The sequence below is a fragment of the Saccharothrix sp. NBAS 001 genome (genome assembly GCF_056640475.1).
Window position 1 is genome coordinate 6,175,434 of record NZ_CM153251.1, and the last position, 14,015, is coordinate 6,189,448.

General features: G+C 71.0%; 14 protein-coding genes. 5 read left to right on the forward strand and 9 right to left on the reverse strand.

Annotated elements, in window-relative coordinates; translation table 11 throughout:
- Window positions 1–5: 5 nt before the first annotated feature.
- A complete protein-coding gene (locus AC0HI0_RS26270) occupies window positions 6–1,028 on the forward strand; it encodes a quinone-dependent dihydroorotate dehydrogenase (RefSeq protein WP_480926173.1) in 1,023 nt (340 codons plus the stop codon).
- On the opposite strand, the gene AC0HI0_RS26275 is transcribed toward AC0HI0_RS26270, so the two are convergent.
- On the reverse strand, window positions 1,017–1,412 hold the full coding sequence (locus AC0HI0_RS26275; protein WP_480934390.1) for a MarR family winged helix-turn-helix transcriptional regulator: 396 nt from the start codon (window positions 1,410–1,412) through the stop codon (window positions 1,017–1,019). The genes AC0HI0_RS26270 and AC0HI0_RS26275 overlap by 12 nt on opposite strands.
- Before the next feature lie 147 nt (window positions 1,413–1,559).
- On the opposite strand from AC0HI0_RS26275, the gene AC0HI0_RS26280 reads away from it, so the two are divergent.
- Window positions 1,560–2,324: a nitroreductase/quinone reductase family protein gene (locus tag AC0HI0_RS26280; RefSeq protein WP_480926174.1), complete on the forward strand. Its 765-nt coding sequence runs from the start codon at window positions 1,560–1,562 to the stop codon at window positions 2,322–2,324.
- 2 nt (window positions 2,325–2,326) lie between these two features.
- On the opposite strand, the gene AC0HI0_RS26285 is transcribed toward AC0HI0_RS26280, so the two are convergent.
- From AC0HI0_RS26285 to rimO, 7 genes are all read right to left on the reverse strand, one after another.
- Window positions 2,327–3,571 carry a uracil-xanthine permease family protein gene (locus AC0HI0_RS26285; RefSeq protein WP_480926175.1) on the reverse strand — a complete coding sequence of 415 codons (1,245 nt, stop codon included), beginning with the start codon at window positions 3,569–3,571 and terminating at the stop codon, window positions 2,327–2,329.
- Between the two features lie 301 nt (window positions 3,572–3,872).
- A complete protein-coding gene (gene pspM, locus AC0HI0_RS26290; protein WP_480926176.1) occupies window positions 3,873–4,667 on the reverse strand; it encodes a phage shock envelope stress response protein PspM in 795 nt (264 codons plus the stop codon).
- 46 nt (window positions 4,668–4,713) lie between these two features.
- Window positions 4,714–5,589, reverse strand: coding sequence for a PspA/IM30 family protein (locus AC0HI0_RS26295; RefSeq protein ID WP_480926177.1), 876 nt, complete (start codon window positions 5,587–5,589; stop codon window positions 4,714–4,716).
- Between the two features lie 311 nt (window positions 5,590–5,900).
- Window positions 5,901–6,323: a helix-turn-helix domain-containing protein gene (locus tag AC0HI0_RS26300; protein WP_480926178.1), complete on the reverse strand. Its 423-nt coding sequence runs from the start codon at window positions 6,321–6,323 to the stop codon at window positions 5,901–5,903.
- Between the two features lie 156 nt (window positions 6,324–6,479).
- The gene (locus AC0HI0_RS26305) at window positions 6,480–6,953 is read right to left on the reverse strand and encodes a CinA family protein (protein WP_480926179.1); all 474 of its coding nucleotides are present in this window, start codon (window positions 6,951–6,953) and stop codon (window positions 6,480–6,482) included.
- Window positions 6,950–7,483 (reverse strand): CDP-diacylglycerol--glycerol-3-phosphate 3-phosphatidyltransferase, encoded by a 534-nt coding sequence (pgsA, locus tag AC0HI0_RS26310; RefSeq protein ID WP_480934391.1) that lies wholly within the window; start codon window positions 7,481–7,483, stop codon window positions 6,950–6,952. Before pgsA ends, AC0HI0_RS26305 begins: the two co-directional genes overlap by 4 nt.
- A 47-nt stretch (window positions 7,484–7,530) precedes the next feature.
- Window positions 7,531–8,901, reverse strand: coding sequence for a 30S ribosomal protein S12 methylthiotransferase RimO (rimO, locus tag AC0HI0_RS26315; protein WP_480934392.1), 1,371 nt, complete (start codon window positions 8,899–8,901; stop codon window positions 7,531–7,533).
- Window positions 8,902–9,321: 420 nt separating this feature from the next.
- Between rimO and AC0HI0_RS26320 the strand changes: the two genes are divergently transcribed.
- From AC0HI0_RS26320 to AC0HI0_RS26330, 3 genes are all read left to right on the forward strand, one after another.
- Window positions 9,322–9,822, forward strand: coding sequence for an amino-acid N-acetyltransferase (locus AC0HI0_RS26320; RefSeq protein WP_480926180.1), 501 nt, complete (start codon window positions 9,322–9,324; stop codon window positions 9,820–9,822).
- Window positions 9,823–9,885: 63 nt separating this feature from the next.
- A complete protein-coding gene (locus AC0HI0_RS26325; RefSeq protein WP_480926181.1) occupies window positions 9,886–10,719 on the forward strand; it encodes a MerR family transcriptional regulator in 834 nt (277 codons plus the stop codon).
- Window positions 10,720–10,993: 274 nt separating this feature from the next.
- Window positions 10,994–11,419 (forward strand): phospholipase, encoded by a 426-nt coding sequence (locus tag AC0HI0_RS26330; RefSeq protein ID WP_480926182.1) that lies wholly within the window; start codon window positions 10,994–10,996, stop codon window positions 11,417–11,419.
- Window positions 11,420–11,452: 33 nt separating this feature from the next.
- On the opposite strand, the gene AC0HI0_RS26335 is transcribed toward AC0HI0_RS26330, so the two are convergent.
- Window positions 11,453–13,888 carry a DNA translocase FtsK gene (locus AC0HI0_RS26335; protein WP_480926183.1) on the reverse strand — a complete coding sequence of 812 codons (2,436 nt, stop codon included), beginning with the start codon at window positions 13,886–13,888 and terminating at the stop codon, window positions 11,453–11,455.
- Window positions 13,889–14,015: the final 127 nt, after the last annotated feature.

A 14,015-nucleotide genomic window follows, 5' to 3' on the forward strand; every position in this document is an offset into this window, starting at 1 on the left:
CTGCCGTGGTCTACAAGAGCGTGGTGCGCAAGACGTTGTTCCGGATGCACGGCGGGGACGCGGAACGCATCCACGAGACCACGCTGCGCGCCATGGCGGCGTTGAGCCCGGCGGCGCGGTTGGTGCGCCGCAAGCCCGTCGGTGAGCGCACGGTGTTCGGGGTGCGTTTCCCCAACCCGGTGGGCCTCGCTGCGGGACTGGACAAGAACGGACGCGCGCTCCCGTCGTGGGGCGCGTTGGGGTTCGGGTTCGTGGAGGTCGGCACGGTCACCCGGCACGCGCAGCCGGGCAACCCGCGTCCGAGGCTGTTCCGGCTGCGGGACAGCGAGGCGATCATCAACCGGATGGGCTTCAACAACGACGGCGCGCTGGAGCTGGCCAACCGCCTGGACCGGCTGGGGCCGCTCTCCGTGCCGTTGGGGATCAGCCTGGGCAAGTCCAAGGTCACGCCGGTCGAAGAGGCCGTGGAGGACTACCGGGCGTCGCTGCGGGCCCTGTACCGGCACGGCGACTACTTCGCGGTGAACATCAGCTCGCCCAACACGCCCGGCCTGCGGAGCCTGCAGGACCGCAAGGCGCTCACGGAACTCCTGTCGGCGTTGAACGAGACGTCCGCCGACCTGGCCGGGTCCGGCACCCGGAAGCCGTTGCTGGTCAAGATCGCGCCCGACCTGACCGACGAGGCGATCGGCGAGCTGCTGGAGGTGTGCGCGGCGCACCAGGTCGCCGGGTTGATCGCGACCAACACCACCCTGTCGAGGGACGGGCTCGCGCCGGCGGACCAGGCGCTCGCGGCCGAGGCCGGCGGGTTGAGCGGCCGGCCGCTGGCCGCGCGGGCGCGCGCCGTGGTGCGGTTCGTGAGCCGGGAGACCGACGGGAAGCTGCCAGTCATCGGGGTCGGTGGGATCGCGTCGGTGGACGACGCGAAGCGGATGATGGACGCCGGCGCGAGCCTCCTCCAGCTCTACACGGGGTTCATCTACGAGGGCCCGGGGCTGGTCCACCGGATCGCCCGTTCACTCGTCTAGGGCTCTTTCGTACGCCTTCAGCGTCGCCACGAACGTCTCGCGCTCGCTCGGCGTGAGCGGGTCCAGAGCGGTGTGCCACGCCTTCGCGCCCTTGGCCAGCCACGTGTCGATGGACGGGCGTTGGGCGTCGGTGATGCTCACGATGCGCCTGCGGCGGTCGTTGTCGTCCTCACGGCGCTCCAGGACGCCCTTACGGCTCAGCTCGGCGACCATGAGGCTCACGGTGGTCGGCGCGACCTCCAGGCGTTGTGCGAGGTCGTTGATCGTCATCGGGCCGTCGAACAACAGGTAGGCCAGCAGCGACAGGTGGCGGGGCGCCAGCGCCAGCGACTGGAGTTCCCCGGGCACCGGGATGCGCTTGGCGCGGCCCACCATCCGCGGCATGAGCAGCAGCAACGCCCGGATGGCGTCGTCGGTCGTTGACACCTTCGCCGTTCCCCTTCTATCTTTGCAACTAAAGATGCTTTGCAGTCAAAGCTGATTTGTCTTCGAGGTCAGACTAATCGCGGCCAGACCAGGTGGGGGTGCGGCGTGAACCAGCCGATCATCGACGAGTTCCGGGCCAACGACGGAGTCGTCGGGGGCGTGTTCGAAGGGGCTCCGCTGCTGTTGCTGACCACGGCGGGGGTGAAGACGGGACGTCCGCACACGACCCCGGCCGGCTACCTGCGCGACGGCGAGCGGCTGCTCGTGTTCGCCTCCAACGCCGGGCGCGACCGGCACCCGCAGTGGTTCCACAACCTCGTCGCCGACCCGCAGGTGACGATCGAGATCGGGTCGCAAACGCTTGCCGCCCGTGCGGAGGTGCTGACCGGGGAGGAGCGGGACACCTGGTACGCCGCGCAGGCGTCACTCGATCCAGCGTTCGCGGCCTACCAGACGTCGACGGAACGGGTGATCCCGGTGGTCGCGCTGCACCCGCTGACGTTGAATGTGGAGAGGATCAAGGGGCTCGCCGCGCAGTTGAAGCGGCACCACGCCGAACTGCGGGCGGAGTTGGCGGGGCTGGTCGAGGGGTCGTTCGACGGGCGGCGGGACCTGATGAGCCACTGCTTGGCGTTCTGCGCCCACCTGCGGCTGCACCACGTGCGGGAGGACGGCGCGTTCACCGCGTTCGAGGCCGGGTTCCCGGACCTGCGGCCGGTGGTCGCCCGGCTGCGCGCCGAGCACCGGGTGATCGCGAAGGTCGTCGAGGAGATCGAGGCGACCGGGGACCTGACCGGGCTGGCCGCCGAGTTGGACGCGCACTTCGCCTACGAGGAGGAGCACCTCGTGGGCGGGTTCCTGCGGGAGTGAGGTCAGATGCGGCGGGCGGCGCGCAGCCAGCGCATGATCGGGTGCAGGATCACGACCAGCAGCGAACCCCAGACCAGGCCGCCGAGTTCCAGGTTGCCGAGCTTGAGCGTCAGGTCGCCGACGCCCGCGACCAGCGCCGCGCCGCCGACCAGGGCGTTGCCGGGGTTGGTGAGGTCGACCCGGTTCTCCATCCAGATGCGCACGCCGACCAGGGTGATCAGGCCGAGCAGGACCAGCGTCGCGCCGCCGACCACGCCCGGCGGGATGGTGCCGAGGGCCGCGGTGGCCTTCGGGGAGAACGCCAGCAGGATCGCCATCGCGCCGGTCACCGCGTAGGCGGCGGTGGAGTACACCTTGGTCACGCCCATCACGCCGATGTTCTCGGAGTAGGTCGTGGTGCCGGGGGCGCCGCCGAACCCCGCGAGGGTCGTGGACAGGCCGTTGGCGATGATCGAGTCGCCGACGCTGCCGTCCAGGTTGCGGCCGGTGAGGCCGGCGACGGCTTTGACGTGCCCGACGTTCTCCGCGACCAGGACGATCACGACCGGCAGGATCAGGAGGGTGACCGACGGGCGCAGCTCCGGGGAGTGCAGGGTCGGGAGGCCGAACCAGGCCGCGTCGGCGACCGGACCGGTGTCCACGATGCCCAGGGCGAAGCCGAGCACCCAGCCCACGACCACGCCGAACAGCACGGAGAAGCGGAAGAAGAGCCTTCGGCCCAGGACGCCGCAGAGCAGGATGATGCCCATCGCGACCACGGCGGGCAGCGGCTGCTCGGAGAACGAGGTCGTCGCGCGGTGCGACAGGTTCAGCCCGATCAGGATGACCACCGCGCCGGTGACCACCGGCGGCATCACCGATTCGAGCAGCCGGACCCCGAGGGCCTTCACCGCCACCCCGATGATGATCACCAGCAGGCCGGCCGCGACGATCCCGCCGAGCTGGGCGGCGACGCCCTCGCTGCGGGCGGCTTCGAGCGGGGCGATGAACGCGAAGGACGCGCCGAGGTAGCTGGGGACCCGGTTGCGCGTGATGATCAGGAACAGCAGCGTGCCGACACCCGAGAAGAGCAGGGTGGTCGCGACCGGTAGGCCGGTGGAGGCGGGGACGAGGATCGTGGCACCGGCCATCGCGACCAGGTGCTGCGCCCCGAAACCGATGGTGAGGGGCCAGCTGAGTCGCTCCTGCGGGCTGACCGCGTCACCGTCGGTGGTGCGGCCATCGCCGTGCACGGTCCACAACGCCACTCAATGCCCTCCCCGGCGACCCGAAGCCGAACGCCGCTGTCCGGCTCGGGGAATCCTGCCACGCCATGTAGTGGTCGCGGCCAGATAACGGTCTGATAATCACACGATTGCAGCAAGGAATACCAGACCACCGAGCACATCAGACCAGCTCGACTACGCAACGTGACCTAAGCCCCGTTCGTGCGGATGGCCTCAGCCCGACGCACCCGCGCGCGAGCCCACGCCACCCCGGCTGACCTCAGACGACTACGCCCCGTCGCCGAAACGGGAGCCGCCGGCACCGCGAGGCGGGTGAGGTCGGTCAGACCACGTCGGGACGGGTCCAGTGGGAGAGGTCACGCAGGGCGGAGGCGAGACCGGCCAGGTGGTCCGTCGCTTCGCCCAGCACCTGGCGCGGGTTGGAAGCCGCGCTCTCCGCCAGGACCCGACCGGCGGCGGCCACCAGGTCGCAGTAGCCGTCCACGCCCTCGTCCAGCTGGACCCGCAGGCGGTGGACCCCGTCCACCAACGGGCCACGGGCCAGCGGCGGGGCGGTGTCACGGGCTCGTTCCACGGCCTGCAACTGGTGCGAGACCGCCCGGATCGCGGCCGACGCCTCGGCCCCCGTCGACCTGGCCTGCGCCACCGAGTCCGCCGGGACCGAGGTCAGGGCGGCCGAGTCGAGTTGGCGCAGCAGCTCGCGCAGGGTGTCCTCGGCGTCTTCCAGGCGCTCCATCGGCTGCCTGGCCGCCGAACTCCGCGCGGGCAGCGGGGTGCGGGTCGGTGCCACCGCCAACTGCCGGCGGGCGGTGTCGATCTCGCGCATCTTCGTCTTCGTGCGGACCGCGAGCACGCCGGTGCCGGCGAAGCCCACGGCCGCGACCACGCCCGCCGCGGTCGGCAGCACGCCCACCAGGGTGAGGGTCCCGACCACCGCGAGGATGGCCAGGACGATCAACCAGAACGTGAGCACCCGACTCGACCGGCGGTACCGCCGGTCGAGTTTGGCACGTGGGTCGTTCCAGGCGGCGAGCCGCCGTTTCACCTGGTCCGCGAGTTGTCCTTGGAGCTGGCCGTGGACCGCGCCACCGACGAACTGGGCGATCTCACCGGCCACTCTCCGCCGGGGATCCATCCTCGGATGATCCATCGCGGACACGCCCTCAGCCCTGGCTCGCGGGCGGGTTCTGCTGCGGCAGCTGCTGGGTCTGCTGAGGCGTGCTCTGCGCCTGCTGCTGGACGCGCTGCTGGATCTCCTGCTGGATGCTCGCCGCGGCGCTGCCGGGCTTGGCACCGGTGACCTCGCCGGCGACGCTGCCGCCGCGCATGGACGCCCGGATCTGCTCCAGGCGGGAGGAGCCGGCCATCTGGGTGGTCGACTGCTGCACTTCCAGCATCCGGCCCTGCACCGAGTTCTGGGCGAGTTCCGCGGAGCCGAGGGCGGTGGTGTACCGCTTCTCGATCTTGTCCCGGACCTCTTCCAGCGACGGCGTGTTGGCGGGCGCGGCCAGCTCGGACATCTGGCGCAGCGACGCGGAGACCTGCTCCTGCATCTTGGCCTGCTCCAGCTGGCTGAGCAGCTTGGTGCGCTCGGCGAGCTTCTGCTGGAGCACCATCGCGTTGCGCTCGACGGCCTGCTTGGCCTGCGTGGCCGCCTGGAGCGACTGGTCGTGCAGGGTCTTCAGGTCCTCGATGCTCTGCTCGGCGGTGACCAGCTGGGTGGCGAACGACGTGGCGGCGTTCTCGAACTCCGTCGCCCGCTGCTCGTCGCCCTTGGCCCGAGCCTCGTCGGCGAGCACGAGCGCCTGGCGTGCGGACGCCTGGAGCTTCTCGACCTCACCGAGCTGCCGGTTGAGCTTCATCTCCAGCTGGCGCTGGTTGCCGATCACCGCGGCGGCCTGCTGCGACAGCGCCTGGTGCTGCCGCTGCGCCTCCTCGATGGCCTGCTGGATCTGCACCTTCGGGTCGGCGTGCTCGTCGATCTTGGACGAAAAAGCCGCCATGAAGTACTTCCATGCCTTCACGAAAGGGTTGGCCATCTCCTACGCCTGCCTTCTCCGCACTATCCCTGGCTCGCGCTCGTGATTGGCAACGACCCGGTGCCGGTGTTGGTTCCATCGTGTCAGTTGTCCCGTGCCTCTTCCACCGACCTGGGGAGATATCCGGGTTCACCCTGAGTCACCCCTGAAGCTCCGGTCGGCACGGTAATCCTGCCCGCCCCGTACCGGGGTGGACGCGGCGACCCCGCGGGCGGTTGCCAACTCGTTGCAGTGGGACGCGGCCGGCGGGTGCTCGTGCCAGGAAGCCGAGCCGGACGGACCGGCTCGGCTTCGGATGTGCGGCGCTGGGGTTATGCCGCCACCACGGCACCGCGCGGTTTGCCGATCGATGTGGCCAGCCGGTGGGTGAGCATCGGCTGGAGCCGCAGGTCGGACAGGTCGTTGCCGATGACGGCGGGCACCAGGGTGCCGCCTTCGAGGCTCGGCGCCGCGGGCTGCGCGCGCTCGGTCAGCTCGGCCGGGCTGGGCACCGGTTGCTGGACGGCACCGATGTCCGAGGCGACCAGGTGGAGTAGTTGGTACAGGGGCAGGTCCAACGCCTCGCAGATGGCGGCCAGCAGTTCGCTGGACGCCTCCTTGCGGCCACGCTCCACCTCGGACAGGTACCCCAGGCTGACGCGGGCGGTCCTGGAGACCTCGCGCAGCGTGCGGCGTTGGGTGGTGCGGGCATGGCGGAGCCGATCACCGATCGCCTCGCGTAGCAGCACGGTCATCGCGCGCCTCCTTCCGGCCGGCCGTGCCACCACGTTACCGACCCGTCCCGTCGACGGGCAGTGACTTCCGGACACGTCCGCCCAGGGCGAACGAGTGAACCGGCCGGTAAGTTCCCGGGCCGACGCCTGGACGTGACCGGGATTGCCCTGCTCACGTCAACCGGCGGAGATCTTGAGGTGGTCGCGGAGTAGATCAAGGGCGGCGGCCGCGGCCGCGTTCCGGACCGCGTGTCGATCACCACCGACAGTGATCGTTCGGACGGTGGAACCGGACGGACCGGACAAACCGATGTGGACGGTGCCGGGTGCGACGCCGTCTTGCGGGTCCGGCCCGGCCACTCCGGTCAGCCCGAGCCCCCACGTGGCCCCGCAGCGCTCCCGTGCGCCCTCGGCGAGCTGCCGGGCCACCTCGGGGTGCACCGCGCCGTGCTCGGCGAGCAGGGCGGCGTCCACGCCCGCGAGCGACGCCTTCAGCTCCGTCGCGTACACGATCAGCCCGCCGCGCAGCACGGCGCTCGCCCCCGGCACGGTGGTGATCTCGACGGCGACCAGCCCGGCGGTGAGCGACTCGGCGGTGGCGACGGTCTCGCCGCGAGCCTTGAGCCCGGCGACGACCTCGGCCGCCGTCACGCCCCCGCCACCGCGCGCTTGCCGCGCGCCCGCAGCTTGAACGCGCGGATCACGTAGTCCACGCCGGTGACGACGGTCAGCACGACCGCCGCGTACATCGAGATCTTGGCCACGACCTGGAGCGCGTCGGGCAGCGGCAGCAGGTAGAGGGCGATGGCGAAGATCTGGACGAGGGTCTTGGCCTTGCCGCCGCGACTGGCCGGGATCACGCCGTGCCGGATCACCCAGAACCGCAGCAGGGTGACGCCGAGTTCGCGGATCGCGATGACCACGGTGATCCACCAGGGCAGTTCGCCGAGCAGGCTCAGCCCGATCAGCGCGGCCCCGGTGAGCGCCTTGTCCGCGATCGGGTCGGCGATCTTGCCGAAGTCGGTGATCAGGCCGTGCTTGCGGGCCAGGTTGCCGTCCACGTGGTCGGTGACCGACGCCACGGCGAACACCGCGAACGCCGCCAGCCGCCACACCCGGTCGTGGCCGTCCTCGGCGAACAGCAGGTAGAGGAACACCGGCACGAGCACCAGCCGGGACATCGTCAGCACGTTGGCGATGTTCAGCACCGGCACGCGCGGCGGTTCTGTCACCTTTGGAGCACCTCGATCGCGGTGACCACCAGGTCCACGCCCTCGGCGGCGTCGACCCGGCAGCGCACCAGGTCGCCGACGGTCAGCCCGTCGGCGTTGGTGATCACGCACTCGCCGTCGACCTCGGGCGCCTGGTGGGCGGCGCGGCCGACGCAGTCGCTCTCGTCGTCCTCCTCGGTCTCGACCAGGACGACGACCTCGGTGCCCACCCGGTCCTCGGCGCGCTGCGAGGTGAGTTCCTCGACCAGGTTGGAGATCCGGGTGACCCGCGCGGCGATGGTGTCGGCGTCGAGCTTGCCGCCCAGGCCCTCGGCCTCGGTGCCGTCCTCGTCGGAGTAGCCGAACACGCCGACCGCGTCGAGGCGGGCCTCGGTGAGGAAGCGCTCCAGCTCGGCCACGTCGTGCTCGGTCTCGCCGGGGAAGCCGACGATGACGTTGCTGCGGATGCCCGCTTCCGGCGCGAGGGCGCGGATCTGCCCGATCAGGCCGAGGAACGACTCGGTCGAGCCGAACCGGCGCATCCGGCGCAGCACCGGCTCGCTGGAGTGCTGGAAGGACATGTCGAAGTACTGGGCGACGTTCGGCGTGGTCGCGATCGCCTTGACCAGCGTGGGCTTGGTCTCGGCGGGCTGGAGGTAGGAGACCCGGACCCGGTCGACGACCTTCGCCAGCCGCTCCAGCAGGTTCTCCAGGCCGCCCAGCTCGCGCGGCAGGTCCTTGGCGTAGGAGGTGGAGTTCTCGCTGACCAGGAACACCTCGCGGACGCCCTGCTCGGCCAGCCACACCGCCTCGGCGACGATCTCGTCGGGGTGGCGGGAGACGAACGCGCCCCGGAAGCTCGGGATGGCGCAGAACGAGCAGCGCCGGTCGCAGCCGGAAGCGATCTTCAACGGCGCGACGGGGGTGTCTTCGAGGCGCGTGCGCAGCACGCGCGGGCCCCAGCCGTGGCCGGGCACCTGGACCTCCGCGGCGGCCTGGGGCCGCTGCACGGGGGTGAGCGGCAGCAGCGTGCGGCGGTCGACCGGCTTGTGCGACTCGACGGTCTGGCCGGCGAGCACGTCGTCCAGCCGGTCGGCGAGGTTCTCGTAGTGGTCGAACCCGAGCACGGCGTTGGCCTCGGGGAGGCTGTCGGCCAGCTCGGTGCCGTACCGCTCGGCCATGCAGCCGACCGCGACGACCTTCGCGCCGGAGTCGGCGGCGGCGAGCAGCGTGTCGACGGAGTCCTTCTTGGCGGACTCGACGAAGCCGCACGTGTTGACCACGATCACGTCGGCGTCGCCGTCCACCAGCTCCCAGCCGCCCGCGGACAGCCGGCCGGCCAGTTCCTCGGAGTCGACCTCGTTTCGGGCGCACCCGAGGGTCAGCATGGAGACGCGCTTGGACGTGGTGGGGGAAGACACGGTGCTCAGCGTAACCGGCCACCCGGACGTCGCCTGACATCAGCGGTGGGGTGCCCGGCCGGCCGGGCCCGGCGGTCGGACCGGAATCGGGCGGTACCGACAATTCACGAGCGACCGCCGGTGGCGTTTACCGGTGGGCTCCGCCACGCCGGGCCCGCTCGCCGAGGTCGCCGTTTCGCGGGACGGCCGAAAACGCGCGGCCGGGCCCGTCCGCCGTCGCCGACCTGGCGGCGACCACGGACGACGCAGGTCACAGCGGCCGTCCGGGCGATTGCGCGGGGTGCCGGAGGAATGGCCGGGGAGGATCCGCGGGAAACGCCGGCGGGTGCTTTTCGGCGATAGCGAGGTCACCTTTCGGCCGGGTGTCCGTGCGATAAAGTTCGGCCGGTGAACGACCCGATCAACGTCCGGCGGGCCCGGACCGGTGACGTGCGGGCCATGAAGGCCCTCATCGACCAGTACGCGGGCCAGGTGCTGCTGGCCAAGCCGCTGGTCACGCTGTTCGAGGACATCCAGGAGTTCTGGGTGGCCGAGCAGGACGGCGTGGTGCTGGGGTGCGGCGCGCTGCACGTGCTGTGGGAGGACCTGGCGGAGATCCGCACGGTCGCGGTGTCGCCCCGGGCGCTGGGGCGCGGGATCGGGCACCGGCTGGTGCGGCAACTGGTCGAGACGGCCCGGGAACTCCAGTTGTCGCGGGTGTTCGTGCTGACGTTCGAGACGAAGTTCTTCGGTCGGCACGGGTTCGTGGAGATCGACGGGACTCCGGTCTCCCCCGAGGTGTACGAGGAGATCATGAGGTCGGCCGACGAGGGGGTCGCGGAGTTCCTCGACCTGTCCTACGTCAAGCCGAACACGCTGGGGAACTCGCGGATGCTGCTCCACCTCTGACTATTCGAACCACAACTCGAATAGTCTTGACTCCACGAGCTTCCGCGCGCGAGGATGGCTCGCGTGGAGCAGCTGACGGTCGACGAACTCGCGGTCCGCGTCGGCGTGCCGGGCAGCACGATCCGCATGTACCAGACCAAGGGCGTGCTGCACCCGCCCAAGCGGCAGGGCCGCCAGGCGTTCTACGACGAGTCCCACATCGAGCGGCTCACGCTGGTCCAGCGGCTCCAAGCGCGCGGGTTCTCGCTGCCCGCGATCGCCGAGCTGGTCAAGGCCCGGGAGCAGGGCGCGAGCGTGGCCGCCGTGCTCGGCGTCGGCGACACCGAGGGACCCGACGACTGGGTGCGCGTCCGGGTCCGCGACATCAGCCGGCTGGTCCCGATGGGCGACGTGCGCCCCAAGGTGCTGCGGCGGGCCATCCAGCTCGGCCTGGTGCGGTGGCGGCGCGGTTGGCCGCACACCCGGCGCTGGGCGCTCGAAGCAGGCAACCGGCTGGCGCTGCTGACCGTGCCCGCCGAGGACGTGCTGGCCAAGTTCGCGAACCTGCGGACCGCCACGGACGGGATCGCCGCCGACTTCGTGGAGGTCTTCGAACGCCGGCTGTGGCCGCAGCTCGCGGACAAGTCCGACCAGGAGGACCAGCTCGACCGGATCCGGGCGCTGCTGGTGGAGCTGACCTACACCGCCGAGACGGTCGTGGTGGGCACGCTGCGCGAGTCGATCCGGGAGGCCGCCGAGGAGTTCGCCCGGCGGCACGGCCTGCTGCCCGGCGGGGATTTCCACCCGGTGTGGGCCGAGGAACCCCTGCCCATCGCCGAACGTCTCATAGACAACGAGAACGAGATCCCGGATGAGCCCGCGATCCGGCGTTTCCTCGACCAGGGCGACGACTCCTGACGCCCTGACCAGCTGTGCCCGACGCCGGTGGCGCGGGTGTTCGAGCCGGTGCGGAGGGGTACGGCTCGCCCACCCGGAGAGGCCACGCCTCGGGACGCCCGGGCCCGGCGGGCCGAGAGCGGTCCGCCGGGCATTCGGGGCGGCGTCGGGACCCCGAAGCGGTACTGCGACGTTCACCCCCTGTTGCCGCACCGGGAGCCCATCAGGGCTGTCGGAAGTCACCGACGAGTCGGTATGAACCTCCTCACACCCGTGTCACCGAGGGGGAACAACCGTGAAAACCCTGCGCACCGCGTTCGCCGTCGTCCTCACGTCGCTGGCCCTGCTGGCCGGCGCGAACACCGCCCAGGCAGCGATCAACGCGCCCGCCGTGACCGACGACTACCTGTTCTCGAAGTCCCTGGCGCAGTTCAGCTCCATCCGCACCGGCACGCCCAACGCCGACCAGCTCGACTGGTCGTCGGACGGGTGCTCGTGGTCGCCGGACAACCCGTTCGGCTTCAAGTTCCTGCCCGCCTGCCACCGCCACGACTTCGGCTACCGCAACTACAAGCGGCAGGGCCGGTTCACCGAGACCACCCGGCTCAAGATCGACAACAACTTCAAGGCCGACCTGTACCACCAGTGCGCCGGCAACTGGGCGTGCAACCGCACCGCGGACCTGTACTACGAGGCGGTCCGCAAGTTCGGCGCGAGCTGACCGGCGAGCCGGCGGACGTGGTCCGGCGGCGGCTCAGTCCTCGTCCTCCGGCGAGCCCGAGCCGCCCCGGATCAGGTACACCACCGAGTCCAGCTCGTCCGGCTTGATCAGCACCTCGCGGGCCTTGGAGCCCTCCGACGGGCCGACCACGCCCCGGGTCTCCAGCAGGTCCATCAGCCGGCCCGCCTTGGCGAACCCGACCCGCAGCTTGCGCTGGAGCATCGACGTCGAGCCGAACTGGGACGTCACGATCAGCTCCGCGGCCTGGAGCAGCACCTCCAGGTCGTCGCCGATGTCGGCGTCGATCTCCTTCTTCTCGCCCGCCTTCGCCGCGGTGACGCCGTCGGTGTACTCCGGCTGCGCCTGGTCCTTGGTGAAGTTGACGATCTCGGCGATCTCCTCGTCGCCGACGAACGCGCCCTGCACCCGCACCGGCTTCGACGCGCCCATCGGCAGGTAGAGGCCGTCGCCCATGCCGATCAGCTTCTCCGCGCCCGGCTGGTCCAGGATGACCCGCGAGTCGGTCAGCGACGACGTGGCGAACGCCAGCCGCGACGGCACGTTGGTCTTGATCAGGCCGGTCACCACGTCCACCGACGGCCGCTGGGTCGCCAGCACCAGGTGGATGCCGGCGGCGCGCGCCTTCTGGGTGATCCGGACGATCGCGTCCTCGACGTCGCGCGGCGCGGTCATCATCAGGTCGGCCAGCTCGTCGACGATCGCCATGATGTAGGGGTACGGGCGGTACTCGCGCTCGCTGCCCGGCGGCGCGGTGATCTCGCCGGACTTCACCTTCCGGTTGAAGTCGTCGATGTGGCGCACCCGGTTGACCTGCATGTCCTGGTAGCGCTGCTCCATCTCCTCGACCAGCCAGGCCAGCGCGGCGGCGGCCTTCTTCGGCTGGGTGATGATGGGCGTGATCAGGTGCGGGATGCCCTCGTACGGGGTGAGTTCGACCATCTTCGGGTCGATCAGGATCATCCGGACCTCTTCGGGCGTGGCCCGCGCCAGCAGCGACACCAGCATCGAGTTCACGAAGCTCGACTTGCCCGAACCGGTGGAGCCCGCGACCAGCAGGTGCGGCATCTTGGTCAGGTTCGCGGTGACGAAGTGGCCTTCGATGTCCTTGCCCAGCCCGACGACCATCGGGTGGTTGTCCTTGACCGTGGACGGCGAGCGCAGCACGTCGCCCAGCCGCACCATCTCGCGGTCGCTGTTGGGCACCTCGATGCCGACCGCGGACTTGCCGGGGATCGGCGCGAGCAGCCGCACGTTGTCCGTGGCCACCGCGTAGGCGATGTTCTTGGTCAGCGCGGTGATCTTCTCGACCTTCACGCCGGGGCCCAGCTCCACCTCGTACCGGGTGACCGTCGGGCCCCGGGTGAACCCGGTCACCTGGGCGTCGATCGAGAACTGGTCGAGCACGCCGCTGATGGCCTCGATCATCTGGTCGTTGGCCTTGCTGCGGGCCTTCGGCGCGTCGCCGTCCTTGAGGATGGTCGGCGGCGGCAGCTTGTAGTCGCCCTCCACCGCCCGCACGGCCATGGCGGGCTTGGCCTTCTCCGGCTTCTCGGCCGGTTCGGCGGCCTTCGGCTTCGCGGCGGCGCGCGGCGCGGGGGCCGGCGGCTCCTCCTCGTCCAGCGGCAGCTCGGGCTGCTCCTGCGCCACGGCGGCCTGCCGGCGGCGGGACGGCCGGCGCAGCTTCGCGGGCTTGGGCTCCTCCTCGGCGGCCTCGTCCTCGCGGCCGAAGCCCTCCAGCTGGTCCTCGGTGCGGCGGCCGTGCAGCAGCGAGCCGAGTTTCGCGGGCACCTCGCGGATCGGCAGGTGGGCCAGCACCAGCAGGCCGTAGCCGAAGATCAGCACCAGCAGCGGGCCCGCGACCCACGGCGTGAGGCCCTGGGCGAGGAACCCGCCCGCCAGGTAGCCGAGCGCGCCACCCGCCGCGCGCCGCTCCACCGGGTCCACGGGCAGCCCGCCGATCAGGTGGAACATGCCGAGGAAGCCGACCGCGACCAGCACGCCGCCGATCACCAGCCGGGGCCGCGCCTCGGCGTTCGGGTCGGTGCGCATCAGGGTGATGCCGACGCCCAGCAGCACCAGCGGCAGGATCAGCGCGGGCGCGCCGACCGAGCTGCGCACCGCGACGTCGACCCACTGCCCCACCGGGCCGCCCGCCTGCCACCACACGCCCGCGCCGGTGATCACGGCGAGCGCGATCAGCACCAGCGCGAAACCGTCGCGGCGGTGCGCCGGGTCCAGCTCCTTGCCCCGGCCGACCGCCCGCACCACCCCGCCGACACCCCGGCCGAGCAGGCCCCACGCCTTGCCGACCGAGCCGGACTTCTTCTTCGCGGCGGGCTTCGACGTGGCCCGCGACCTGGGTTTGGCCGCGGCAGCACGTGGCTTCGACCCGGCTCTGGAGCCACGGGTCGTGCCCTTGCCGCGCGAGGTTCCGGTTCGGCCAGCCATGATGTATACGGTAGTCCCTGGAGTCCCACCAGCCACAACGGTCACGGGGGACGTGACGTGCGGCGCTTGACGCCCATAGTTGCCCCGATCGAGGTACATCCACACCTCGACACGCCGTAACCTTCCC

Bases quoted from the DNA above. Each gene is read 5' to 3' on its own strand.
- AC0HI0_RS26275 (WP_480934390.1), bottom strand. From the start codon at position 1,412: ATGCCGCGGATGGTGGGCCGCGCCAAGCGCATCCCGGTGCCCGGGGAA.
- pgsA (WP_480934391.1), bottom strand. From the start codon at position 7,483: ATGTCCCGGCTGGTGCTCGTGCCGGTGTTCCTCTACCTGCTGTTCGCC.
- AC0HI0_RS26300 (WP_480926178.1), bottom strand. From the start codon at position 6,323: ATGACCGTGCTGCTACGCGAGGCGATCGGTGATCGGCTCCGCCATGCC.
- rimO (WP_480934392.1), bottom strand. From the start codon at position 8,901: ATGCTGACCCTCGGGTGCGCCCGAAACGAGGTCGACTCCGAGGAACTG.
- AC0HI0_RS26295 (WP_480926177.1), bottom strand. From the start codon at position 5,589: ATGGCCAACCCTTTCGTGAAGGCATGGAAGTACTTCATGGCGGCTTTT.
- AC0HI0_RS26335 (WP_480926183.1), bottom strand. From the start codon at position 13,888: ATGGCTGGCCGAACCGGAACCTCGCGCGGCAAGGGCACGACCCGTGGC.